The 22,632-nt window shown below is 66.3% G+C and carries 29 protein-coding genes; 15 read left to right on the forward strand and 14 right to left on the reverse strand.

The features are described 5' to 3' along the window. Window positions 1-210, forward strand: a 210-nt coding sequence (rpsR, locus tag Q0316_RS03190; RefSeq protein WP_298669605.1) for a 30S ribosomal protein S18, incomplete at its 5' end; no start/stop codon positions are given. Between the two features lie 11 nt (window positions 211-221). After that, the gene (gene rplI / locus Q0316_RS03195; RefSeq protein WP_298669608.1) at window positions 222-815 is read left to right on the forward strand and encodes a 50S ribosomal protein L9; all 594 of its coding nucleotides are present in this window, start codon (window positions 222-224) and stop codon (window positions 813-815) included. Between the two features lie 83 nt (window positions 816-898). Here rplI and Q0316_RS03200 read toward each other — a convergent pair whose 3' ends face one another. The 3 genes from Q0316_RS03200 to glmU form a co-directional block, all read right to left on the reverse strand. After that, window positions 899-1,249, reverse strand: a complete 351-nt coding sequence (locus tag Q0316_RS03200; RefSeq protein ID WP_298669612.1) for a hypothetical protein — start codon at window positions 1,247-1,249, stop codon at window positions 899-901. Window positions 1,250-1,355: 106 nt separating this feature from the next. Further along, complete coding sequence (glmS, locus tag Q0316_RS03205; RefSeq protein ID WP_298669615.1) at window positions 1,356-3,179, reverse strand: glutamine--fructose-6-phosphate transaminase (isomerizing); 1,824 nt, start codon at window positions 3,177-3,179, stop codon at window positions 1,356-1,358. A gap of 43 nt (window positions 3,180-3,222) precedes the next feature. Beyond that, window positions 3,223-4,593 carry a bifunctional UDP-N-acetylglucosamine diphosphorylase/glucosamine-1-phosphate N-acetyltransferase GlmU gene (gene glmU, locus Q0316_RS03210; RefSeq protein WP_298669618.1) on the reverse strand — a complete coding sequence of 457 codons (1,371 nt, stop codon included), beginning with the start codon at window positions 4,591-4,593 and terminating at the stop codon, window positions 3,223-3,225. Between the two features lie 62 nt (window positions 4,594-4,655). On the opposite strand from glmU, the gene Q0316_RS03215 reads away from it, so the two are divergent. Together Q0316_RS03215 and Q0316_RS03220 are read left to right on the forward strand one after the other, a co-directional pair. Continuing rightward, window positions 4,656-5,318 carry an HAD hydrolase-like protein gene (locus Q0316_RS03215; RefSeq protein WP_298669621.1) on the forward strand — a complete coding sequence of 221 codons (663 nt, stop codon included), beginning with the start codon at window positions 4,656-4,658 and terminating at the stop codon, window positions 5,316-5,318. Beyond that, the gene (locus Q0316_RS03220; protein WP_298669624.1) at window positions 5,315-5,674 is read left to right on the forward strand and encodes a hypothetical protein; all 360 of its coding nucleotides are present in this window, start codon (window positions 5,315-5,317) and stop codon (window positions 5,672-5,674) included. The genes Q0316_RS03215 and Q0316_RS03220 overlap by 4 nt, the downstream gene beginning before the upstream one ends. Here the strand turns inward: Q0316_RS03220 and Q0316_RS03225 are convergent. Genes Q0316_RS03225 through Q0316_RS03240 form a run of 4 tightly spaced genes read right to left on the reverse strand, consistent with a single transcriptional unit; the run spans window position 5,643 to window position 8,197 of the window. Next, window positions 5,643-6,668 (reverse strand): nucleotidyltransferase family protein, encoded by a 1,026-nt coding sequence (locus Q0316_RS03225; protein ID WP_298669626.1) that lies wholly within the window; start codon window positions 6,666-6,668, stop codon window positions 5,643-5,645. The two genes, Q0316_RS03220 and Q0316_RS03225, sit on opposite strands and share 32 nt — an antisense overlap. Next, window positions 6,665-7,516 (reverse strand): HprK-related kinase A, encoded by an 852-nt coding sequence (locus Q0316_RS03230; protein ID WP_298669628.1) that lies wholly within the window; start codon window positions 7,514-7,516, stop codon window positions 6,665-6,667. The genes Q0316_RS03225 and Q0316_RS03230 overlap by 4 nt, the downstream gene beginning before the upstream one ends. Further along, entirely contained in the window at window positions 7,513-7,776 is a 264-nt protein-coding gene (locus Q0316_RS03235; protein ID WP_298669631.1) for an HPr-rel-A system PqqD family peptide chaperone, read from the reverse strand. Before Q0316_RS03235 ends, Q0316_RS03230 begins: the two co-directional genes overlap by 4 nt. Window positions 7,777-7,783: 7 nt before the next feature. Continuing rightward, window positions 7,784-8,197 carry a hypothetical protein gene (locus Q0316_RS03240; RefSeq protein WP_298669633.1) on the reverse strand — a complete coding sequence of 138 codons (414 nt, stop codon included), beginning with the start codon at window positions 8,195-8,197 and terminating at the stop codon, window positions 7,784-7,786. A gap of 130 nt (window positions 8,198-8,327) precedes the next feature. Here Q0316_RS03240 and Q0316_RS03245 point away from each other — a divergent pair, with 130 nt between their 5' ends. The 9 genes from Q0316_RS03245 (at window position 8,328) to Q0316_RS03285 (ending at window position 16,932) form a co-directional block, all read left to right on the forward strand. Further along, window positions 8,328-9,557 (forward strand): ATP-binding protein, encoded by a 1,230-nt coding sequence (locus Q0316_RS03245; RefSeq protein WP_298669637.1) that lies wholly within the window; start codon window positions 8,328-8,330, stop codon window positions 9,555-9,557. A gap of 62 nt (window positions 9,558-9,619) precedes the next feature. Beyond that, on the forward strand, window positions 9,620-10,669 hold the full coding sequence (locus Q0316_RS03250) for a substrate-binding domain-containing protein (protein WP_298669639.1): 1,050 nt from the start codon (window positions 9,620-9,622) through the stop codon (window positions 10,667-10,669). 16 nt (window positions 10,670-10,685) lie between these two features. Beyond that, window positions 10,686-12,062 carry a phosphate ABC transporter permease subunit PstC gene (gene pstC, locus Q0316_RS03255; protein ID WP_298669641.1) on the forward strand — a complete coding sequence of 459 codons (1,377 nt, stop codon included), beginning with the start codon at window positions 10,686-10,688 and terminating at the stop codon, window positions 12,060-12,062. Further along, on the forward strand, window positions 12,055-13,314 hold the full coding sequence (gene pstA / locus Q0316_RS03260; RefSeq protein WP_298669643.1) for a phosphate ABC transporter permease PstA: 1,260 nt from the start codon (window positions 12,055-12,057) through the stop codon (window positions 13,312-13,314). Before pstC ends, pstA begins: the two co-directional genes overlap by 8 nt. After that, window positions 13,314-14,084 (forward strand): phosphate ABC transporter ATP-binding protein PstB, encoded by a 771-nt coding sequence (gene pstB, locus Q0316_RS03265; RefSeq protein WP_298669645.1) that lies wholly within the window; start codon window positions 13,314-13,316, stop codon window positions 14,082-14,084. Before pstA ends, pstB begins: the two co-directional genes overlap by 1 nt. A gap of 11 nt (window positions 14,085-14,095) precedes the next feature. Further along, the gene (gene phoU, locus Q0316_RS03270) at window positions 14,096-14,782 is read left to right on the forward strand and encodes a phosphate signaling complex protein PhoU (protein WP_298669647.1); all 687 of its coding nucleotides are present in this window, start codon (window positions 14,096-14,098) and stop codon (window positions 14,780-14,782) included. Beyond that, window positions 14,782-15,474 carry a phosphate regulon transcriptional regulator PhoB gene (gene phoB / locus Q0316_RS03275; protein ID WP_298669649.1) on the forward strand — a complete coding sequence of 231 codons (693 nt, stop codon included), beginning with the start codon at window positions 14,782-14,784 and terminating at the stop codon, window positions 15,472-15,474. The genes phoU and phoB overlap by 1 nt, the downstream gene beginning before the upstream one ends. Before the next feature lie 125 nt (window positions 15,475-15,599). Then, window positions 15,600-15,947: a hypothetical protein gene (locus tag Q0316_RS03280; protein ID WP_298669652.1), complete on the forward strand. Its 348-nt coding sequence runs from the start codon at window positions 15,600-15,602 to the stop codon at window positions 15,945-15,947. A gap of 85 nt (window positions 15,948-16,032) precedes the next feature. Next, the gene (locus Q0316_RS03285) at window positions 16,033-16,932 is read left to right on the forward strand and encodes an SDR family NAD(P)-dependent oxidoreductase (RefSeq protein ID WP_298669655.1); all 900 of its coding nucleotides are present in this window, start codon (window positions 16,033-16,035) and stop codon (window positions 16,930-16,932) included. Between the two features lie 56 nt (window positions 16,933-16,988). Here Q0316_RS03285 and Q0316_RS03290 read toward each other — a convergent pair whose 3' ends face one another. Together Q0316_RS03290 and epsC are read right to left on the reverse strand one after the other, a co-directional pair. Beyond that, window positions 16,989-17,342, reverse strand: coding sequence for a DUF2794 domain-containing protein (locus Q0316_RS03290; RefSeq protein ID WP_298669659.1), 354 nt, complete (start codon window positions 17,340-17,342; stop codon window positions 16,989-16,991). After that, window positions 17,342-18,031, reverse strand: coding sequence for a serine O-acetyltransferase EpsC (gene epsC, locus Q0316_RS03295; protein WP_298669662.1), 690 nt, complete (start codon window positions 18,029-18,031; stop codon window positions 17,342-17,344). Before epsC ends, Q0316_RS03290 begins: the two co-directional genes overlap by 1 nt. Window positions 18,032-18,186: 155 nt before the next feature. On the opposite strand from epsC, the gene Q0316_RS03300 reads away from it, so the two are divergent. Beyond that, a complete protein-coding gene (locus tag Q0316_RS03300; RefSeq protein WP_298669665.1) occupies window positions 18,187-18,954 on the forward strand; it encodes a sulfite exporter TauE/SafE family protein in 768 nt (255 codons plus the stop codon). Window positions 18,955-19,016: 62 nt separating this feature from the next. On the opposite strand, the gene Q0316_RS03305 is transcribed toward Q0316_RS03300, so the two are convergent. Further along, entirely contained in the window at window positions 19,017-19,538 is a 522-nt protein-coding gene (locus tag Q0316_RS03305) for a carboxymuconolactone decarboxylase family protein (protein WP_298669668.1), read from the reverse strand. 71 nt (window positions 19,539-19,609) lie between these two features. After that, window positions 19,610-20,155: a peroxiredoxin gene (locus tag Q0316_RS03310; protein ID WP_298669671.1), complete on the reverse strand. Its 546-nt coding sequence runs from the start codon at window positions 20,153-20,155 to the stop codon at window positions 19,610-19,612. 161 nt (window positions 20,156-20,316) lie between these two features. Here Q0316_RS03310 and Q0316_RS03315 point away from each other — a divergent pair, with 161 nt between their 5' ends. Then, entirely contained in the window at window positions 20,317-21,219 is a 903-nt protein-coding gene (locus tag Q0316_RS03315; protein ID WP_298669674.1) for a hydrogen peroxide-inducible genes activator, read from the forward strand. A 123-nt stretch (window positions 21,220-21,342) separates the two neighbouring features. Here Q0316_RS03315 and Q0316_RS03320 read toward each other — a convergent pair whose 3' ends face one another. Genes Q0316_RS03320 through pgsA form a run of 3 tightly spaced genes read right to left on the reverse strand, consistent with a single transcriptional unit; the run spans window position 21,343 to window position 22,576 of the window. Then, window positions 21,343-21,777 carry a molybdenum cofactor biosynthesis protein MoaE gene (locus Q0316_RS03320; RefSeq protein ID WP_298669677.1) on the reverse strand — a complete coding sequence of 145 codons (435 nt, stop codon included), beginning with the start codon at window positions 21,775-21,777 and terminating at the stop codon, window positions 21,343-21,345. After that, a complete protein-coding gene (gene moaD / locus Q0316_RS03325; RefSeq protein ID WP_298669680.1) occupies window positions 21,774-22,025 on the reverse strand; it encodes a molybdopterin converting factor subunit 1 in 252 nt (83 codons plus the stop codon). Before moaD ends, Q0316_RS03320 begins: the two co-directional genes overlap by 4 nt. Next, the gene (pgsA, locus tag Q0316_RS03330) at window positions 22,025-22,576 is read right to left on the reverse strand and encodes a CDP-diacylglycerol--glycerol-3-phosphate 3-phosphatidyltransferase (protein WP_298669683.1); all 552 of its coding nucleotides are present in this window, start codon (window positions 22,574-22,576) and stop codon (window positions 22,025-22,027) included. Before pgsA ends, moaD begins: the two co-directional genes overlap by 1 nt. Window positions 22,577-22,632: the final 56 nt, after the last annotated feature.

Raw genomic sequence — 22,632 nt, forward strand, 5'->3', positions numbered from 1 at the left:
TTCCGCCGCCGCAAGAGCTGCCCCTTCTCCGCGAAGGATGCGCCCCGGATCGACTATAAGGACATCCGCTTGCTCCAGGGCTTCGTCTCTGAACGTGGCAAGATCGTTCCGTCGCGCATCACCAGCGTGTCGGCCAAGAAGCAGCGCGAACTCGCTCAGGCGATCAAGCGCGCGCGTCACCTGGGCCTGCTGCCCTACGTCGTTAAGTAAGGAGCGCGCACATGGACGTTATTCTGCTTGAGCGCGTCGAGAAGCTTGGCACCATCGGCGATGTGGTGAAGGTGAAGGATGGCTTCGCCCGCAACTATCTGCTGCCGAACAAGAAAGCGATGCGCGCCAACGAGGCCAATCGCAAGGTGTTCGAGGCCAATCGCGCCCGGATCGAATCCGAAAACGCCAACCGTCGCGGCGATGCCGAGAAGGAAGCGAAGAACTTCAACAACGTGTCCGTGACGATCATCCGTCAGGCATCGAACACCGGCCAGCTTTACGGCTCGGTCGCGGTGCGTGACATCGTCGAGGCGCTGGTTGCCGACAAGCACAAGGTCGCCAAGAGCCAGGTCGTGCTCGATCGTCCGATCAAGGCGATCGGCGTGTACGAGGTGAAGGTCGCGCTTCACCCGGAAGTCGCGGTGACGGTGAAGGTCAACGTCGCGCGTTCGCCTGAGGAGGCCGAACTGCAGGCGTCGGGCGTCGATGTCGCGGCGCAGATGTTCGAGGAAGGTCGCGATACCGGCGGCTTCACCGAAGATTACGATCCCAATGCGGAGCCCGGCGCCACCGCCGAGGTTCAGCCGGAGGCGGAGCAGGCGTAAGCCCGCTCCCCATCAGGGACAAGAAAAGGCCCGTCGGAGCGATCCGGCGGGCCTTTTCATTGACGGTCCGAAACGCGCGCGCCTCAATTATCGCAGGCGGCATAATCCCCGGCACGACAGGCGGCGACCGCGCGGCGCCATTCCGCCATTTCACGCTCATAACGCGCGCGATCGCTCGCATAGCGCGCCATGTCGCGGTCATGGTCATGAGACGCCGCCGCGTAACCGGCATCATCGCCCCTCGCGCGCACCGTGCGCCAGCGCGGCCCGGTGATCGCGGCGCCGGCCCGGACATTGAGTTGCCGTGTCTCCTCGCTGTCACGCGCGCGGGCCGCCGCGCTCCGCATCGTCGCATCGCGCGGATCATCGGCATGGGCCACGCCCGGCAGAAGCGCCGCGACCATCGCCGCGCAGATAAATCGCATATTCTTCATTGCTGATCCCACCCCGATAACGCGGGTCGAGGCTATCAGCGGCGCGCGCGGCGCGGCAAATCGAATGCGACGAACCCCACTCGGCTCATCGCTTTCAGGCGCGGTCTCACTCCACCGTCACGGATTTCGCCAGGTTGCGTGGCTGATCCACATCCGTACCCTTCGCCACCGCGACGTGATAGGCGAGCAACTGCACCGGCACGGCATAGACCAGCGGCGCGATCAGCGGGTGCACCTTGGGCATGGTGATCGTGGCGATGCACCCCTCGCCCGCCGCCTCCACGCCATCATAATCGCTGATGAGCACCACCTTGCCGCCACGCGCCTGCACCTCCTGCATGTTGCTGACGGTCTTGTCGAACAACGGCCCGCTCGGCGCGATGACGATCACCGGCACATTCTCGTCGATCAGCGCGATCGGGCCATGCTTCATCTCGCCCGCCGCATAACCTTCGGCGTGGATGTAGCTGATTTCCTTGAGCTTCAACGCGCCTTCCAGCGCCAGCGGATAATCGGTGCCGCGCCCGAGATAGAGCACGTCGCGCGCGCCGGCGACCGCGCCCGCCATCCCCTCGATCGCCTCGTCATAGGCGAGCGCCGCATTGAGCGCGGCCGGCGCTTCGGACAGATGCTTGACGATCGCCTTTTCGTCCGCCGGGGTCAGCTTCCCCTTGGCGCGGGCGAGATTGGCGGCAAGCGCGGCAAGCACCGCGAGTTGGCAGGTGAACGCCTTGGTGGAAGCGACGCCGATTTCCGGCCCGGCATGGGTGGGCAGCAGCAGATCCGCCTCGCGCGCCATCGAACTGGTCGGCACGTTGACCACCGCCGCGATCGTCTGCCCCTCGCTGCGCGCGTGGCGCAGCGCGGCGAGCGTATCGGCGGTCTCGCCCGACTGGCTGATGACGATCATCAGCCCGCCCGGCTCCATCACCGGCGCGCGATAGCGGAATTCGGATGCGACATCGAGATCGACCGGCACGCGCGCGAACTGCTCGAACCAGTATTTCGCGACCATCCCGGCGTAAAAACTGGTGCCGCAGGCGACGATGGTGACGCGCTTGATCGCGGACAGATCGTAATCCGGGATCGGCAACGTAACGCGATCCTCCAGCCGCTGGAGATAGGCACGCAGCGTCTGCGCGACGACGATCGGCTGCTCGTAAATCTCCTTCTGCATGAAATGGCGATGATTGCCCTTGTCGATCAGCGCCCCGGTCACGCCCGAGATGGTGATCGCGCGCTCCACCGGATTGTTGTCGCGATCGAACACCTGCGCGCCATCGCGGGTGCAGACCACCCAATCCCCTTCATCGAGATAGGCGATGCGCTGCGTGAGCGGCGCGAGCGCCAGCGCGTCGGAGCCGAGATAGGTCTCCCCATCGCCATAGCCCACCACCAGGGGCGAGCCGAGCCGCGCGCCGATCAGCAATTCGGGATGATCGCGAAACAGGATCGCCAGCGCGAACGCACCATGGAGGCGCGGCAGCACTTCGCTGACCGCCTCCGCCGGCGCCATCCCCGCCTCGATCTTCTCGCTCACCAGATGCGCGACCACCTCGGTATCGGTTTCGCTGGTGAACACGCGGCCGCGTGCGATAAGTTCATCGCGCAACGCTTTGAAATTCTCGATGATTCCGTTGTGGACGACGGCGACATGATCGGTCGCGTGAGGGTGCGCGTTATTGGTCGTCGGGCCGCCATGGGTCGCCCAGCGGGTATGCGCGATGCCGACATCGCCCGGCAGCGGATTGGCGGCGAGTTCGCGCGCCAGGTTCACCAGCTTGCCCGAGGCGCGCCGGCGATCAATCGCGCCGTTGTGGACGGTGGCGACCCCGGCCGAATCATATCCGCGATATTCCAGCCGCTTCAGCCCGTCGACCAGCCGATCGGCCACGTCTTCATTGCCCAATATGCCCACAATGCCGCACATGACTGCCTCGATCTTCCTAAAGTGTTCGGTTTTATTCAGGTGGTTATTTGGCCGCTTTCTTGCGCGCCGTCATCTGCTGACGGAAACGCGCCGCCCAGCCGGGCTTTTCTTCCTGCGGCGGGCGGACGAGCGCGAGCGCATCCGCGCTCACATCGCGCGTCACCACCGCGCCCGCGCCCACGATCGCGCCGTCACCGATCGTCACCGGCGCTACCAGCGCGGAGTTGGAGCCGATGAATGCCCCCGCGCCGATCTTCGTGCGATATTTGAAGAATCCATCATAATTGCAGGTAATCGTTCCGGCGCCGATATTGGCACCGGCGCCGATTTCCGCATCGCCGAGATAGCTGAGATGGTTCGCCTTGGCGCCTTCGCCAAGCACCGCCTTCTTCATCTCCACGAAATTGCCAACGCGCGATTTCGCCTCCATCACCGCGCCGGGCCGCAGTCGCGCATAGGGGCCGACCGAGCAGCCCGCGCCCACCCGCGCCCCTTCGATATGGCTGAAGGCATGGACCGTGGCCCCGTCCGCCACCGTCACGCCGGGGCCGAACACGACGTTCGGCTCGATCGTCACATCGCGACCGATCACCGTGTCATAAGCGAACCACACGGTTTCGGGCGCGATCAGCGTCGCGCCATCGGCCATCGCCTGCGCGCGCCGGCGCTCCTGCCAGGCCCGCTCCACGATCGCCAGTTCGGCGCGACTGTTCACGCCGGCAACCTGCGCCTCATCCGTTTCGATCACGGCGGAAGCGCGCCCGTCGGCTGCGGCCAGCATGACGATATCGGGAAGGTAGAATTCGCCCGCCGCATTATTGTTGTCCACCCGCGCGAGCAGCCCGAACAGATCCGCCGCGCGCACCGCCATCAGGCCGGAATTGCAAAGCGTTACCGCCCGTTCCTCCGATGTCGCGTCCTTGAACTCGACCATTTTCGCGATCCGCCCGTCGTCGTCCGCGATGATCCGGCCATAGGCGCCCGCATCCGACGGGCGGAAGCCGAGCACCACCGTCGCGGGCCGATCCGCGGCATGGAGCCGATCGAGCATCCGCCGCATCGTTTCGCTGCCGATCAGCGGCACATCGCCGTAGAGTATCAGCACATCGCCCGCGAACCCGCCGAGCGCCGCCTCCGCCTGATGCACCGCATGGCCGGTGCCGAGTTGTTCCGCCTGATGCGCCACCGTCGCCCCGATCGGCGTGACCGCGGCCTCCACCTGCTCGCGCCCGGCCCCGACCACGACCACGGTGCGCGCGGGAGCGAGCGCCGCCACGCTATCCAGCAGATGCAGCAGCATCGCCCGCCCGGCGAGCGGGTGCAGCACCTTGTGCAGATCGGATTTCATCCGCGTCCCCTTGCCGGCGGCAAGGACGATTGCGGCGATTGGGGCGGGGATCGGTCTGTCGTTCATGAAGCGCGCTTTCGCATTGGATGCTTGCCATTTCCAGTGTGCTGCTGTCTGGCGCCTGTCTGATGAATGTTTTTCCGTTCACAATCGTCGGCTTCGATCTCGACGGCACCTTGCTTGATACCAGCGCCGATCTGGCGGCGGCGGTGAATCACGCGCTCGCGGTGGATGGCCGCGCGCCGGTCCCCGCCGATGCGGTCCGCGCGATGATCGGCGGCGGCGCGCGGCGGATGCTCGCGCAGGCGCTCAGCGTGACCGGCGGATGCGACGCGGCGACGCTGGAGCGGCTGTTTCCGGTGCTGCTCGATTTCTACGCGGCGAATCTGGTGGTCGATACCGCGCCTTTTCCGGGCATGATCGCCGCGCTCGATGCGCTGGCGGCGCTGAACGTCACGCTCGCGGTGATGACCAACAAGCGGGAGGATTTCGCCCGCCCGATCCTCGACGCGCTTGGCCTCACCAGCCGCTTCGCCACGATAATCGGAGGGGACACGCTTGGCGTCGCCAAGCCCTCGCCAGTGCCGATCGAGGAGATGATCGCGCGCTGCGGGGGTGGCCGCGCGGCGTTCGTCGGCGATTCGAGCTTTGATGTGGATGCCGCTCATGCCGCCGGGATACCCGCCGTCGCCTGTGCGTTCGGCTTCCTCAACCAGCCTGTCGAAACGCTTGGCGCGGAAGCGGTGATCGCGCATTTCGACGAGCTTGTCCCAGCGCTTGAGAGATTATGACCCATCAAGAACGCCTGACCTTCTGGCGATTGCTGCTCGCGGTCGCGCTGACTTTCGCGATAACGATGGCGTTGCTGCCGCAGCCGCCCGCGCTCCCGGTCGGCGACAAATGGCAGCATATGGCCGCGTTCGGCACGCTGACGGTGCTTTCGATCCTCGCCTATCCGCGAGCATCCTTGCTCCAGGTGGGCGAGCGGCTCTCCTTCCTCGGCGCGATGATCGAGCTGGTCCAGTCGCTCCCCGTGCTGCATCGCGATTGCGATATCATGGACTGGGTGGCGGATACCGTCGTCATCATCGGGGTGATCGCGGTCGTCGTTGTCTTCAGGCATTTCCGGGGCGACGCCAGGCTTTGATCCACAAATGCCGCGCCAGCATGGCGGGCGGCATCCGCAGCCAGTGTGAGCGGACGTAAAAGGCCAGGCGCGTCGCCGGGCGCGTTCCCCGGCCCCAGCCATCGCGCGCGAGCAGGCGACGGCACGCCAGCGCGTCGAAGCCCGGCTCGGCCTGTTCATTCGCAATCGGCGTGTCAAACAGCCGATGCGCCAGCCTCAGCGCCCGCGCCACCGCGCGCGCCGCCTGATGTTCCGCCGCCCGCGCACGGAGCTTCGCGAGATAATCGCCGTCCCGCCCCACGAACTCGCGCACCAGCCGGTCGATATCCCACAGGTTGCGCAAGCCCCCGGACAAGTCGCCATCGCCGAACAGATGGATCGCGGCATGGATCACCATATCCTCCGCAGACAGGATCGACAGGCCGCCACCGAGCGGCGGCGCCGCCGCGATCAGCTTCTCCGCATCGGGCCGCGCGCGCGCGGTGAGCGGCAGGATCGTGTGGTGGACATCAATCATCCGATCGCGATCGCGGTGGATCAGCGGAGGCAGTTCATGCATCCAGCGGCGGTAATATGCGTCGTCATAAGGATCGGGCTTCACCCATTCCCAGCCCGCGCCGAGCAGCGCCGCCTCGACATCATCGAGCGCCGCGCGCGGCACGAGGATATCGAGATCGCCGATATGCCGCCCCCGCCCCGCGTCCAGCCCCGCCGCGACAAAGGCGGTGCCCTTGAGCAGGGCCACCGGGCAACCGAGCGGCGCCAGCGCGCGGCGCGCCATCTCCGCTTCCCACAGCGCCTGCCGCCGCCCCTCCTCCGCCGACTGGATCGCCGCCGCGAGAATCGCCTCGGCGCGCGGTGGCACGGGCAATCCACGCAGCCGGAACGCGAGCGAGCCGATCAGCAACTCGGCCCGCGCCACCGCGATCACCTCTACCCATTGCGCCGGATCGAGCGCCCCCGCCGCCTCAGGCGCGGCGAGCAGCCGGCACAGCAGCGCCGCCGCGCGGCTCATGCCACCGCCTCGATCGCCGCGATCGCGCTATCCGCATCGGGATAATCGAGCGCGATCGCCGGCACCGCCCGCACGAAGCGGGTGAGCGCATCGAAGCCGCGCTCACCCAGCGCGACATAATTGGTGGAAGCCTGCGTCAGCCGCACGAACGCTTCGCTCGCGCCCACCTGGCGCATTTCACTCGCGAACCCGAAACGCGGGAACATCAGAGAGGCCGGGCGCGCTGGCGCATCCATCGCCGCAATCGCGGCGGCATCGGGAACGAGGTGGCGGATATCGCCCTTGGGCGTCCCACGCATCAACGGGCCGAACCGCGCGTCGGGCAAGGCCGCGCGCACCACGTCGATCGCGGCGTTCTTCAGGCTGACCAGCCGGGGAAAGGCGTGGAGCAGCCCCGTTTCGGGATCGAGCAGCGCGAATTCGTCGCCCATCAGCCGCCAGCCGCGCGTCGCGAGCAATGCCGCCAGCGTCGATTTCCCCGCGCCGGATTCGCCCGTCAGCACGATCACCCGCCCGTCCCGCTCCACTGTCGCCGCGTGGAGCAACAGGAAGCGCCGCTCGCCGAGCGCAAGTTGCAGATTCATCGCCATTTCAGCAGCCAGAAGCCCGTGCGCCAGCGGCAATGGCGCGGCATCGGGCAGCATATAATCCCCCGCGATCGCCACCGACGGCCGAACGAAGCGCCGCCATGGCCGCGTCGCGCAAAGGCGCACGCTATAATCGGGAATGCCGTCCACCGGCGCGGGATAATCGGCATAGAGCGCGCGCAATTGCGCGATCGGCGCGCGCCAGTGCGATCCCACGCGGAACGATGCCGGCCCGATGCGGACGGAGAAGACGTGCCTCATCCCGCCTCGATCAGCCCGGCGCCGACCAGTTCGTCGAGCCGCTCGGTTAGCGCCGCGCGCTCATCGGCGGCGAGGCCGAACGCATCGGCCAGCGCATCCAGCGTGCGCCATTCGCCGGCCATCGCCTCCAGCAATTCGGGCACCGGCGCGATGACGATATGGGTGATGCCCGATGCGCGCTGATAGATGGCGGTCAGATCGTCGAGCGGCGCGATGCGCAGGCCATCGGGCGCGGGCGCGCGATAGCGCGTCGCGGCCATCGCGCGTTTATTTCCGCAGCATCTGGAGCGAGGCGAAACAGGTGAAGCCCGCCGTCCCGCGCTGCAACCGCCCGACATATTTCATATAAGCGCGGCTGCGTTCGTAATCGACACCGGGCAGATTGCCCCCGCTCGCCATCGCGCGGCGCACATCCTCGCCGCTGAGCGGGCGGACCGGCGGCGCGAAGGCGTTTCTGGTGCCCGCCGGCACGACATTGCCGTTGGCGTCGATGAAGCCGCCCGCGCGGCTTGGATCGGGCACGGGAATTTCGCAGGTGAGAACCGAGCCAGCCGTCTGCGCCAGCGCCGGGCGGATCGAGACGACCGCCGCCGCCCCCGCCGCACCGAGCATCAGCGCGCGCCGCCGCGTGGCGCCTTCGGCACGCGCTTCGTCGTCGGCGATGTCTTTCCCGTCGTTCATCACGCTTATGCAGTTCCACAATCGGCGCGATCAGACAAGCCGCGCCGCCGAACCGTATCGCACAGGGACGTTTACGATCTCCTTCACCCCCCGGATGCGCCGGGCACCGCGATCGGCTAAAGCGCGCGCCGTGCTGGATGGAATCACTCCCCGCGGCTGGTTTGCGACCGGCGTTGTCGTCGCGACGGCGGCGGTCGCCTATTCGCTGTCGCACGATTGGCAGGTGCCGCTCGTCACGCTCACCGGCGGGCTGGTCGCGCTGCTCGCCGCGTCGCAGATGCGCGAGGAGCGCGCGGCGGAGGCTGCCGCCCTCGCCCGCGAAACGACCGTTCCCGGCACGGCGATCGAGGTGGCGATCGAGGCGATCGTCGAGCCGGTGCTGCTGGTGGAAGGCACGCGGGTGATAAGCGCGAACAGCGCGGCGCGCGCGCTGCTCGGCGCGCATGTCGCCGGTGAGGACGTGCGCACCGCGATCCGCCATCCCGCGGCGGTGGCGCATCTTTCCGAACAGCGCGGCAACGGCGCCACGCTGCCCCCGATCGAGCTGGTCGGGCTTGGCGCGCGCGATCAGCGCTGGGAAATGCGCGCGAACACGATCGGCGGCGATCGGCGCCTCGTCCACCTGATCGACCGCACCGAAAGCCACGCCGCCGAAAAGATGCGGGTCGATTTCGTCGCCAATGCCAGCCACGAACTGCGCACCCCGCTCGCCTCGATCCTCGGCTATGTCGAAACGCTGGCGGACGAAGCGGGCGAAGACCCGGCGGTCCGTGCGCGCTTCCTGCGCATCGTGTTCGACGAAGCACGCAGGATGGAGCGGCTGGTGGAGGATCTGATGAGCCTCTCGCGCATCGAGGCGGATAAATTCCGCCAGCCATCGGATTCGATCAATCTCGCGCGCCTGATCGCGGAAGTGGCGCAGGCGCTGGGCGATTCGCGCGACGGGCGCGGGCGGGATATCGCGCTTTACGTCACGCCCGGCCTGCCCGCCGTGATGGGGGATGCGATCCAGCTATCGCAATTGCTCCACAATCTGATCGGCAACGCGATGAAATATGGCCGGGCGGGCACGCCGATTCGCGTGGAGGCCGCGCCGGCGGCGTCGGGCATGATCCGGCTGGTCGTGGCCGATCAGGGAGACGGAATCCCGCCCGAGCATCTGCCGCGCCTCACCGAGCGATTTTATCGCGTGGATGCGGGGCGCAGCCGCTCGCTTGGCGGCACCGGGCTTGGCCTCGCGATCGTCAAGCATATCGTGGAGCGGCATCGCGGGCGGCTCGATATTGCCAGCACGCCGGGCGAAGGCACCCGCGTCACGGTGATGCTGCGCGCGGCGGATGCCACTGTCATATTGGCGTAACTTTCTTGTCACACGTGCGGTTTCGAAACGAACGCCGCCACCCGCCGGCGACTGGGAACACAATGATTCGCCCGTTCACGCTATTGGCTCTGATGGCACTTTCGCTCGCCGCCTGTCGCGATGAGGCGGCGAGCGGCGGCGGCGGCGTGCGCCAGCAGATCAAGGCGGTCGGCTCCTCGACCGTTTATCCCTTCACCACCATCGTTGCCGAACAATTCCTCGCCAACACGCCGGATGCCAGGCCGCCGGTGATCGAATCGACCGGCACCGGCGCGGGGATGAAATTGTTCTGCGCCGGGATCGGCGCGGCGCATCCCGATATCGCGAATGCCTCGCGCCGGATGAAGCGCGCCGAATATGATATCTGCGCGAAGAACGGCGCGGGGCAGGTGCTCGAAATCCAGATCGGCATCGACGGCATCGCGTTCGCCGAATCGAGGCATGGCGCGAAGATGTCGCTAACCTCGGCCGATCTCTATCTGGCGCTCGCCGCGACCCCGCATGGCCGCCCGAACACCGCGCGAACATGGCGCGACGTGAACCCCGCGCTCCCCGCCACGCGGATCCAGGTCTATGGCCCGCCTTCCACCAGCGGCACGCGCGATGCCCTGGCCGAATTGATCCTCGCGCCCGGCTGCGAACAGGTCGATCCGCAGGCGAAGGCGCTCCACAAGCACGATGCGAGCGCCTTCGCGCTGCGCTGCCAGCGCATCCGCGAGGACGGCGCCTATATCGACGCGGGCGAGAACGATAATCTGATCGTCCAGAAGCTCGCCGCCAATCCCGATGCGATCGGCGTGTTCGGCTTCAGCTATCTGGCCGAAAACGAGAATACGGTGCTGGGCGTGCCGATCAACGGCGTGGCGCCAAGCTATGCCACGATCGCCGACGGCCAGTATCCGGGTGCGCGCCCGCTCTATATCTATGTGAAAAAGGCGCATTTGCGCGCGGTGCCGGGCCTGCGCGAATTCATCGCGCAATATGCGAAGCTGTGGGGCGCGGGCGGGCCGCTCGTGCGGCGCGGGCTGATCGCCGCCCCGCCAGCGATCGAGGCGCGCTCGACGGCGCTCATCCGCAACGAAACCCCGCTCGATCCGCGAGCACTGAAATGATGCGCGAGAGCCACCCATGTCGCCGCTGACATTGCTGTTCCTGATCGCCGCTTTGGGCGCGACCGGCTGGTTCACGGCGCGCACCCGCGCGGTGCGCTTCCGGCTGGCGGCGCCGGGGCGGTTCAGTTCGCTGCCCGGCCATCACGCCACCTTCGTCGCCTTGTGGACGGTGGTGCCCGCGCTGCTGTTCCTCATCGTGTGGCGCTTCGTCTCGCCCGCGATGGTGACCGATGCGGTGCTCGCGACCTCCGCCGCGAGCGCGCTCCCCGCGCCCGGCTTCGAGCGCGCGGCGATCCTGTCCGAGGCGCGCAATCTCGCGGGCGGGCAACTTTATGGCGCCTTCCACTCCCTCTCCACCACGCTCGCGCCCGCTTATGCCGCCGCCCAGCGGAAATACGATCTGATCGCGGCGGCGATCGCGTTGCTGCTCGCATTCGGCACGGGCGCGATCGCCTTCCTGCGCGTCGCCCCCGGCTTTTCCGCGCGGACGCAGGTGGAGCGGCTGACCATGGGGCTGCTGCTCGCCGCCTCGCTGATCGCGATCCTGACGACGATGGGGATCGTCGCCAGCCTGTTGTTCGAAAGCGCGCGCTTCTTCTCGATCGTGCCGATCGGCGATTTCCTGTTCGGCACGCACTGGTCGCCGCAGGTGATCGACCGGAACGATCCCGGCGCCTCGCTCGGCGCGGTGCCCTTGTTCTGGGGGACGTTCTTCATCGGCGCGGTGATCGCGATGATCGTCGCCATCCCGTTCGGGCTGATGAGCGCGATCTATCTAACGCAATATGCCCGCCCGGCCACGCGCCGCTGGATGAAGCCGATGCTGGAGATCCTCGCGGGCGTGCCGACGATCGTTTACGGCTATTTCGCCGCGCTCACCGTGGCGCCGGCGGTGAGGAGCCTTGGCGTGTCGCTCGGCATCGCCTCCGCCTCGTCGGAAAGCGCGCTCGCGGCGGGGATGGTGATGGGGGTGATGATTATCCCGTTCGTCTCCTCGCTCGCCGACGATTCGCTCGCCGCCGTGCCCGCCTCGATGCGCGACGGCAGCCTCGCGCTCGGCGCCACGCCGTCCGAAACGATCCGCAAGGTGCTGCTCCCGGCGGCACTGCCGGGCGTGGTCGGCGGGGTGCTGCTGGCGATCAGCCGCGCGATCGGCGAGACGATGATCGTGGTGATGGCGGCCTCCGGCGTCGCCACGCTGACGCTCAACCCGTTCGCCAGCACCACCACCGTCACCAAGCAGATCGTCGATCTGCTGACCGGCGAGGCGGAGTTCGACAGCGCGAAGACCCTCGCCGCCTTCGCGCTCGGCCTCACGCTGTTCATCGTCACCCTGTTGTTCAACATCGTCGCGCTGGTGATCGTGAAACGATATCGGGAAGCATATGAATAACGGCCAGTCGAGAACGCCGACCGACTGGTCCGGCGAGCGGATGCAGCGCCGCATCGCGGGCCGCTATCGCGCGGAGCGGCGCTTCCGCTTGCTCGGGCTGGCGGCGATCGCGCTGTCGGCGGCGTTCCTGATCTTCCTGCTCGGCTCGATGCTGGTGCGCGGGATCGGCGGGTTCACCGAAACGCGGATCGCGCTGCCGCTCGATCTGAAGGCCGCCAATCTCGCGATCGAGCCGGCGCGCCTCAAGGGGCGCGGCGCCGATCTCGCGCTGACCGGCGCGGGGCTGGAGAATGCGGTGGACGCCGCCGCCAATGCCGCATGGCCGAAGCTGGGCGGCGCGGAATTGCTCTCCGATGGCGCCTGGCTGCGCGTGCGCGAGGCGGTGAAGGCCGATCCATCGCTGCTCACCCGCCGCGCGACGCTGGAGCTTCCCACCTCAAGCACGATCGACATCGCGTACAAGGGCATCGGCACATCCGAGGCGGAGGCGACGGTGGCGGCGCTCGGCGGCCAGCTATCGCGCGGGCTGAACCGCGATTTCCTGACCGCTGCGGATTCGACCGATCCAACGCGCGTCGGCATCTGGGGGGCGCTCAAGGGTTCGCTGATGACGATGCTCGTCACCATCACGCTCGCCTTTCCGATCGGCGTGCTCGCCGCGCTCTATCTGGAGGAATATGCCCCGCGAAACCGCTGGACCGATCTGATCGAGGTTTCGATCAACAATCTTGCCGCCGTACCGTCGATCATCTTCGGTCTGCTCGGGCTTGCGGTATTCCTCGGCGCGTTCGGCCTGCCGCGCTCCGCTCCCTTGGTCGGCGGGCTGACGCTCGCGCTGATGACGATGCCGGTGATCGTCATCGCCGGGCGCAACGCGATCAAGGCGGTGCCGCCCTCGATCCGCGACGCGGCGCTGGGCGTCGGCGCCTCGCCGATCCAGGTGGTGTTCCACCATGTCCTGCCGCTCGCGCTGCCCGGCATCCTAACGGGCACGATCATCGGCACCGCGCGCGCGCTGGGTGAGACGGCGCCGCTGCTGATGATCGGGATGCGCGCCTTCATCGCCGCCGCGCCCGAGAAGCTCACCGATCCCGCCACCGTGCTGCCGGTGCAGGTGTTCCTGTGGTCCGACGAGGTGAACCGTGGCTTCGTCGAGAAAACCTCCGCCGCGATCATCGTTCTGCTGGTGCTGCTGCTGGCGATGAACGGGCTTGCCATCTATCTCCGCAACAAATTCGAGACCCGCTGGTAATGCGCGACAACAAGCCGCCCAAGATGACCGCCGAACGCGTCAACGTGTTCTACGGCGAAAGCCAGGCGATCACAGACGTTTCGATCGACATCCTTCAGGATGATGTCACCGCGTTCATCGGCCCGTCCGGTTGCGGCAAATCCACCTTCCTGCGCACGCTGAACCGGATGAACGACACCGTCGCCGCCGCGCGCGTGACGGGGGATATCCGGCTCGACGGCGCCGATATCTATGCGAAGGAAATGGATGTGGTGCAGCTTCGCGCCCGCGTCGGCATGGTGTTTCAAAAGCCGAACCCTTTCCCCAAGTCGATCTACGAGAATGTCGCCTACGGCCCACGCATCCACGGGCTGGCCAGGGGCAAGGCCGATCTCGATCGGATCGTCGAGCAATCGCTCGCGCGCGCCGGGCTGTGGGGCGAGGTGAAGGATCGGCTGGGCGATTCGGGCACCGCGCTTTCCGGCGGCCAGCAACAGCGGCTGTGCATCGCGCGCGCGATCGCGGTCGATCCCGAGGTGATCCTGATGGACGAGCCGTGCAGCGCGCTCGATCCGATCGCCACCGCGCGGATCGAGGAACTGATCCACGAATTGCGCGGTCGCTACGCGATCGTGATCGTCACCCACAATATGCAGCAGGCCGCGCGGGTGAGCCAGAAAACGGCGTTCTTCCACCTCGGTCAATTGATCGAATATGGCGATACGCCGGATATCTTCACCAACCCGCGTGAGGAACGCACCAGGGATTATATCACCGGCCGCTACGGCTGAGAGGATGTGAGATGCCAACCGAACAGAAGCATACCGTCAAGGCGTTCGATCAGGATATCGGCCAGCTACGCGGACTGATCGGCGAGATGGGCGGGCTGGCCGAACACGCCATCACCGACGCGATCGCCGCGCTGCAACGCGGCGATCTGGAGCTGGCCCAGCGGGTCCGCGATGGCGACAGGGCGCTCGACGAACTGGAAGTGGAGGTGGAGCGCACCGCCGTACGCATCATCGCGTTGCGCGCGCCGATGGCGAACGATCTGCGCGAGGTGGTCGCCGCGCTCAAGATCGCGAGCGTGGTCGAGCGGATCGGCGACTATGCCAAGAATATTGCCAAGCGCATCCCGATGATCGAGGGCGAGAACCGCATCGAGCCCCTTTCGCTGATCCCGGCCATGGCGAAAATAGCGGCGGCGATGGTCCATGACGTGCTCGACGCCTTTGCAGCGCGCGATGCGGAAGCCGCATTTGCGGTTTGCGCGCGCGACGATGCGCTCGACGATTTCTACGACAGCATCTTCCGCACGCTCGTCACCTATATGGTGGAAAATCCCAGGACGATCAGCCAGGTGGCGCATCTGCTGTTCGTCGCCAAAAATCTTGAGCGGATCGGCGATCACGCCACCAATGTCGCCGAAATGGTGTATTTTGCCGCCACCGGGACCAGGCTTGCCGATCGAGAGAAAGTGAACAACTGATGGTCCGCGCCAAAATGCTTCTGGTCGAGGATGATGCCAGCCTCGCCGAACTGCTCATCTGGCACTTCACGCGCGAGGATTTCGATGTCGCGCACACCATCGACGGCGAGGAAGCCTTGCTGATGGCGAAGGAACGGGTGCCGGATATCGTTCTGCTCGACTGGATGGTGGAGGGCATTTCCGGGATCGAGGTATGCCGCCGGCTGCGCCGCGCCGCCGAAACGCAGAACGTGCCGATCATCATGCTCACCGCGCGCGGCGAGGAGGAGGATCGCGTGCGCGGGCTGGAAACCGGCGCGGACGATTATGTCACCAAGCCGTTTTCCCCGCGCGAACTGGTCGCGCGCGTCGGCGCGGTGCTGCGCCGCGTGCGGCCGGGGCTGGCGGGCGAGGCGCTCAGCTATGCCGATCTCGAAATGGATACCGTCGGCCACAAGGTGCGTCGCGGCGGCGCGGTGATTCCGCTCGGGCCGACCGAATTTCGCCTGCTCAAGCACTTCCTCGAACATCCCGGCCACGTCTTTTCGCGCGAGCGCCTGTTAGACAGCGTATGGGGGCATGACAGCGATATCGAGAGCCGCACGGTGGACGTTCACATCCGCCGCCTGCGCAAGGCCATCAACGAAGGCGGGCGGCGGGACATCATCCGCACGGTGCGTTCGGCGGGCTATGCGCTGGACTCCGACGGATAGAATCGCGCGGCGCTGTTAGGGCGTTGTCGAATCGCTAGCGAAACGATGGAGCCAACCGCGCGCTCGTGCGTTGAGGCGCTGCGTAATTTCGACGCGAAGTGCGATTCCTCACAGGAGATTCTCACATGAAATACATTCTGCTGGCGGCCGCCGCGTTGCTTGCCACGCCTGCGATCGCGCAGGAGCATCCTTCCGCCGCGGCCCAGCTCGGCGGGCTGGAACCCAGTACGCCCGCGCTTCAGGGAACCCCGGCGCCCGGCTCCCCGGTCATTTTCAAACAGGCCCCCGCGCCTGACGTGGCCTTCCCGCCGCCGGCGGCGCAGGCCAGCTATCCGATCTGCAAGAAGGGCCAGTTCGACAAATGCCAGCAGGCCGGCACGGGCGATGGTCATGTCGACAAGGCCGCGCCCAGGCATCATCACGCGAAAAGGCACATGCACAAGGCCGAGGTGAAAACGGCGAGCAGCAAGTGAGCGACCACAGCAAGCCGGTGGTTGCGCCCGTTTGAATGATGAGTATGGAAAGGCGCTTCATTCCGATCGAAGGAGCGCCTTTTCCATGTCCATCCGTTTCGACGACAGGGTAGCCATCGTCACTGGCGCCGGCGGCGGCCTTGGCCGCGAATATGCGCTTGAGCTTGCCCGTCGCGGCGCGAAGGTCGTCGTCAACGATCTCGGCGGCGATCGCACCGGCAGCGGCGCGTCCGATGCCGCGCAGAAGGTTGTGGCGGAAATCGAGGCCGCCGGCGGCACCGCCATGGCAAATGGCGCGAGTGTCACCGAATACGAGCAGATGGTGGAAATGGTCGCCCGCGCAAAGGAAAAATGGGGCGGCGTCCACATCCTGATAAACAACGCCGGCGTCCTGCGCGACAAGACTTTCGCCAAGATGGAACCGGCGGATTTCGAATTCGTCGTCAAGGTCCACCTGATCGGCTCGGCCATGGCGACCAAGGCGTGCTGGGAAACCTTCCGCGAGCAGAATTATGGCCGCGTGCTGATGACCGCTTCGTCCACCGGCCTGTTCGGCAATTTCGGCCAGGCGAATTACGGCGCGGCGAAGCTCGGGCTCGCGGGGCTTACCAAGACGCTGTATCTCGAAGGCGCGAAGAACAACATCAAGGTCAACACGATCGCTCCCGTTGCGGGCACGCGCATGACCGAGGATCTTTTCCCGGAAGATGCGTTCAAGGCCTTCTCCCCGGACAAGGTCGTTCCGGCCGCGCTGTTCCTCGTCAGCGAGGATGCGCCGAGCAACCAGATCGTGGGCGCCGGCGCGGGCGTGTTCCAGGCCAGCTATGTCACGCTGACGCAGGGCAAGCTGCTTGCCGGCGACGATTTGTCCCCAGAAGGCATCCAGAAACACTGGGCCGAAATCACCGATCGCGCGAGCGAGATCGTGCCCGATTCCGGCGCCGCGCAATCAATGCTGATCGGCAAGAAGCTCGCCGGCGGCTGATCCGCCCGGCCCTCCGTTTCTCCTTCCCCGGCAGCGCATTGCCGGGGAAGGAGAAATCAACTCTCGACCAGTTTCAGCAGCCGGCGCTCCACCGGCGCCAGCACCGGGCCAAGCTCGTGCCCGCGTTTCAGCACCGCACCGGCCTCGTTGACGAGCGCCCACATGCCCTGTCGATTACGCAGCGCCGGGCGCTTTTCGATGCGGAACTCAGGGCGCTCCGCCGCGCGGCGGAAAGCGGCGAAAATCGCGGCATCCCGGCCAAGATCAATCGCATAATCCCGCCAATGCCCGGCAGCGACCATCCGGCCATAAAGATCAAGAATCCGCGTCAGTTCCATCCGCTCGAAGCCGATCTGGCCCGGCCACCGCTGCGTGGCCGTGGCGGCGGGAAAAGGGGTGACGACCCCCATCAGGCGCGGGTCGCCGCGCGATCGGTGCCGGCCTGTTCCTCCATCAGCGCATCGAGGCGGCGGCGCATCACCTCAAGCTCGCAACGCAGCAATTCCACCTTCTGCGTCGCGGGATCGAATATCTCGCTGCACGGCGTGCCATAAGGCACGAATTTCGGCGCATCGGCCTGCCCGCCTTCCACCACCGTCGCGCGCGCCGGAATGCCGACCATCACCGCGCCTTCGGCCACGTCCTTCGTCACGACCGCGTTCGCGCCGACACGCGAGCGACGACCGATCGTGATCGGGCCGAGCACCTGCGCGCCCGATCCGATGATCGCGCCGTCAAGGATCGTCGGATGCCGCTTGCCGGCAACGCCGTTATCCGGGCTGGTGCCGCCTAGCGTGACGCATTGGTAGATCGTCACATCGTCGCCGATTTCCGCCGTCTCGCCGATCACGACAAAGCCATGGTCGATAAAGAAATTGCGCCCGATCGTCGCGCCGGGATGGATGTCGATCGCGGTCATGAAGCGGGAAAAATGATTGACCAGCCGCGCCAGGAAATAGAGCCGCGAGCGATAGAGGCGATGCGCAACACGGTGCCACGCCAGCGCCCAGACCCCCGGATAAAGCAGGATTTCGAGCCGAGAATGCGGCGCGGGATCGCGCGCGCGGATCGAATCGAGATATGCCGTCAGTCCGGCCATGACGTGTCTTCCCCTAGAAGAACGAGCATTTAGGCAATCGCCCGCGCGATTTCCAGCAGCGCGCCGATTTCGCCTGTCCGCAACCAAGGCTCCGGAATCGGGTTTGTCTATGAAGGCCGATTCAGTAACACCAGCGGCCCACGGGAGAAAACTGTTTGGACCTGACGCTTGCCGGCGCCGATACCCTTTTGCCCTTCATCCTTGTCGGTTTCGCCGCACAGATCGTCGATGGCGCGCTCGGCATGGCGTTCGGCATCATCTGCAACACGTTGCTCGTCGCGGTGATGGGCATGGCGCCGGCGCGCGCCTCCGCCAATATCCATATTGTCGAGACCTTCACCACCGCCGTCTCCGGCATCAGCCATATGCTCCACGGGAATGTCGACCGGCGGCTGTTCCTGCGTTTGCTGATACCGGGACTGATCGGCGGGGTGAGCGGCGCCTATCTGCTGAGCAATATCGACGCGAGCGCCGTGAAGCCCTTCGTGCTCGGTTATCTGGTGCTGGTCGGGCTCTATCTGCTGATCCGCGCCGCGACGCTCAGGCATCGTCAGGCAAAGCCCAGGGTAGTCGAGCCGCTGGGGCTGATCGGCGGCTTCCTCGATGCGGCGGGCGGCGGTGGCTGGGGGCCGGTGGTCACGTCCAACCTACTGGTGCAGGGGGTGGAGCCGCGCCGCGTTGTGGGCACCGTCAACGCGGTGGAATTTTTCCTGACCGCGGCGGTATCCGCCACATTCATCCTCGAACTGGGCGTGCGCGATTTCGCGACGGCGACGATCGGGTTGCTGATCGGTGGCGTCGCCGCCGCCCCGCTGGGTGCGGTGATGGCGAAGCGCATTCCCGTGCGGGTGATGCTCGTGCTCGTCGGCATCGTGCTGACCCTCACCAGCGCCTACGGCATTCTCCACACCTTCCTGTTCTAGCAACCGCGCCGACCGGCTCCACCGTCACGAGACGGCGAGCCAGCCGCTGCCGCGAATTGCGTTCAGGCCGTCGCGGCGTGGACGGTCGCGACCGCCTTCATCACCGCGCCGATGCGCGCCGCCGTCTGGATCATCTCGGCGGTGGCGCCGGATTTCTTCAACACCTGCTCGTGCGAATCAATGCACATGCCGCAGCCGTTCATCGCGCTGACCGCAAGGCTGAACAGCTCGAAATCGACCTTCTCGATCCCTGGCGCGCCAATCACGTTCATGCGCAGCTTGGCCGGCATTTTCCCATATTCCTCGTTCGAGGCGAGGTGGACGAAGCGATAATAGACGTTGTTCATCGCCATCACCGCCGCCGCGGCGCGCGCCGCATTGGCGGCCTCTGGCGAGAGCTTGTCGGCCACTTCGGCCTCGGTCGCGTCGACCAGCGGCTTATATCCGGAGCCATACGCGCAGGCGAGCAGCGTGCCATATTTGCGCTGATCGTTCAGCACCGTTTCGTTGAGCAGCGAGCCGACGTTGAGCCGGATGTCCTTGGCGAAATCGGGCAGACCGCCCGCGAATTCCTTGAGCGCCATTTTCTATCTCCTCAGGCCAAGAAAAAGGGCGCGAAACCGCGATGGTCCCGCGCCCTAAACAGGTTTGGGGATTATGCCGCGATCTGCAGCACGTCGTCGCCCTTGTTCCAGTTGCACGGGCACAGTTCGTCGGTCTGCAGCGCATCGAGCACGCGCAGCGTCTCCGCCGGGTTCCGACCGACGTTCAGGCCGTTGACCTGCACCGCCTGGATCACATTGTCCGGATCAATGATGAAGGTGGCGCGGAACGCGACATGCTCGTTCTTGTCGAGAATGCCGAGCGCTTCCGCCAGCTTCGCGCCATTGTCCGCGAGCCACGGGAAATCAGCCGCCGCGAGATCGGCATCCGACTTGCGCCATGCGAGGTGGACGTGCGCGGTATCGGTCGAGGCGCCGATCAGCACCGCGTCACGATCCTCGAAATCGCCCTTGAGCTGGCTGTAGCCGACGATCTCCGTCGGGCAGACGAAGGTGAAATCCTTCGGCCAGTAGAACAGCACCTTCCACTTGCCCGGATAGGCGGTGGTGAGGTCGAGCGTCTCGCCTGCCGGCAGCGCATTGGTGCCCTGCTGGACGGGAACGTTGATGGCGGGGAAGGAATTGCCGATGGTCAGCATATTATATGGCCTCCTGGTTATAGAATCCGGGCCTCCATCGCATCCATCTCCTGTTTTCGTTACGCGGGCGATTGTTCGCCTCTTGCGCCGCAACACATATAGGCCTTCGTTTAATTGATCCAATAGGCTATTCCGTTCGCCTTGATTGATTGAGGCGATCAATGACGCAGATCTACCTCCCGACGCTGAAGCAGTTGCAATATCTGATCGCGCTGAAGGATCACGGCCATTTCGGTCGCGCGGCGGAAAGCTGCTACGTCACGCAATCGACGCTGTCGGCGGGGCTGCGCGAGTTGGAAACCCTGATCGGCGTGACCCTCGTTGAGCGCACGCGCCGCGTGGTGCGTTTCACCCCGCTCGGTGAACGAATCGCGGCCAAGGCGCGCAAGGTGCTGCGCGAGGCGGAGGAACTGGGCGACATGGCGCGCGCCGCCGGTCGGCCGTTATCGGGCGAGTTGCGGATGAGCGTGATCCCCACGATCGCCCCCTTCCTGCTGCCGCGCATCCTGCCCCGGTTGCGCGCGGATTATCCCGATCTCAAACTGTATCTGCGCGAGGAGCCGAGCGCGGCGGCCTGCGAATCGCTCAACAACGGGCGCGCGGATTGCGTGCTGCTCGCGCTGCCTTATGCCTGCGGCGAAGTGGCGACGCAGCCATTGTTCGACGATCGGCTGTTCGTGGCGTTTCCGGATGGAGAACTGCCCGCCGTGGCGACCCCGGTTTCGGCCGATGAGATCGACGAGACGCGGCTTTTGCTGCTGGAAGACGGCCACTGCCTGAAGGAACATGCGCTCGCGGCGTGCAACCGCCCCGAATTGCGCGCGGAAGCGCAGATGCTCGGCACTTCGCTCCACACGATCGTCCAGATGGTCGACAACGGGCTGGGCGTGACGATGCTGCCGGAAATGGCGCTGAAGGCGGGGATCCTCGAACACACCCACATCCGCGCGCGCCCGCTCGCCGGCGAGCATCCGTTGCGCACGATCGCGCTGGCGTGGCGCAAGGCCTCCCCGCGTGAGCGCGACTTCCTGCTGCTGGCGGAGGTGCTGGCGGAGCAGGCCTAAAGCGATTTCAAGGTAGGTGGAATCACCGACCGGCTCGGAACTCGCGACAAATAAAGGGAAATCGAGCGGCGATCCGATGCAGTGGGAGCGAAAACCGCTCGAAGTGCGGGCGCCCCCTGCCCCTCAGCGCGACCATTTCTCCGCCGCGCGCTGATCGCTCGCGCGTGCATTCACCCAGCGCGCCTCCGCGCCGCGCGTCTCGCGTTTCCAGAACGGCGCGTCGGTCTTGAGCCGGTCGATCAGGAACGCGCACGCCTCCAGCGCCGCCGCGCGATGCGGGGCACAGGTGCCGACGAACACGATCCGCTCGCCTGGCCGCATCGCGCCGACACGGTGAACGATCGAGGCGGCGCCGAGCGACCAGCGCGCCACCGCTTCCTCCGCCAGCCGCGTCAGCGCCATCTCGGTCGCGCCGGGATAATGTTCGAGCGTCAGTTCCTCCACGCCATCGTCGGCGCGGACCAGCCCGGTGAAGGTCGCCACTGCCCCGCCCTGCTCGATGCGCGCATGTTCGGCGGCGATGTCGATCGGCTCCGACGCTATGCGGACGAAGATCATCCGCCCGTCACCGGCGGGAACAGCGCCACTTCGCGCGCACCGGCGAGCGGGGCGTCGAGCGGCACGAACGCCTGATCCACCGCCGCGCGCAAACGATCGCGATCCGCGAAGGCGGCGGCATGGCCCGCGCTGCGCCGCGCCAGCCAGTCGACCAGCGCGGCGACCGTGGCGATTTCCGCGGGCGGGTCCACTTCCTCCTCGCCCACGCCGATGCGTTCGCGTACCCAGGCGAAATAAACGAGCCGCATCAGTCCATGTGCTTCAGACCGACGCGCAGATAATCCCAGCCGGTGACGATGGTGAGCACCGCCGCACCCCACAGCGAAACGAGGCCGACCTGTTTCACCCACGCCTCCGCCGGCACCGCGCCGCCGAGGATCAGCGCGCCGAGCGCGACGAGTTGCAACGTCGTCTTCCATTTCGCCAGCCGCGAAACCGGCACGGACACCTGGAGTTGCGCCAGAAACTCGCGCAATCCCGATACCGCGATCTCGCGCAGCAGGATGATGAGCGCCGCAATCAGATGGATGCCCTCGATATCGCGCGTCGCCACCAGCATCAGCACGACCGCGGCCACCATGATCTTGTCCGCGATCGGATCGAGGAACACACCGAGCTTCGATACGGTGCCCTGCGCGCGGGCCAGATAGCCGTCGAAATAATCGGTGATGCCCATCAGACAATAAAGCGCGAAGGCCAGCCAATAGCCCGCCGCCCAGGCCGGCCACCACAGACACGCGACAAGCAGCGGCAAGGCGACGATTCGCGACAGGGTCAGCAGATTCGGCACGGTCAGCATCGCGACAGGACTTAGGGTTCAAACTCAATCAAGACAACGCCGTGCCGGAAGCGGCT

The organism is uncultured Sphingomonas sp. (assembly GCF_937871615.1).
GTDB lineage: Bacteria > Pseudomonadota > Alphaproteobacteria > Sphingomonadales > Sphingomonadaceae > Sphingomonas.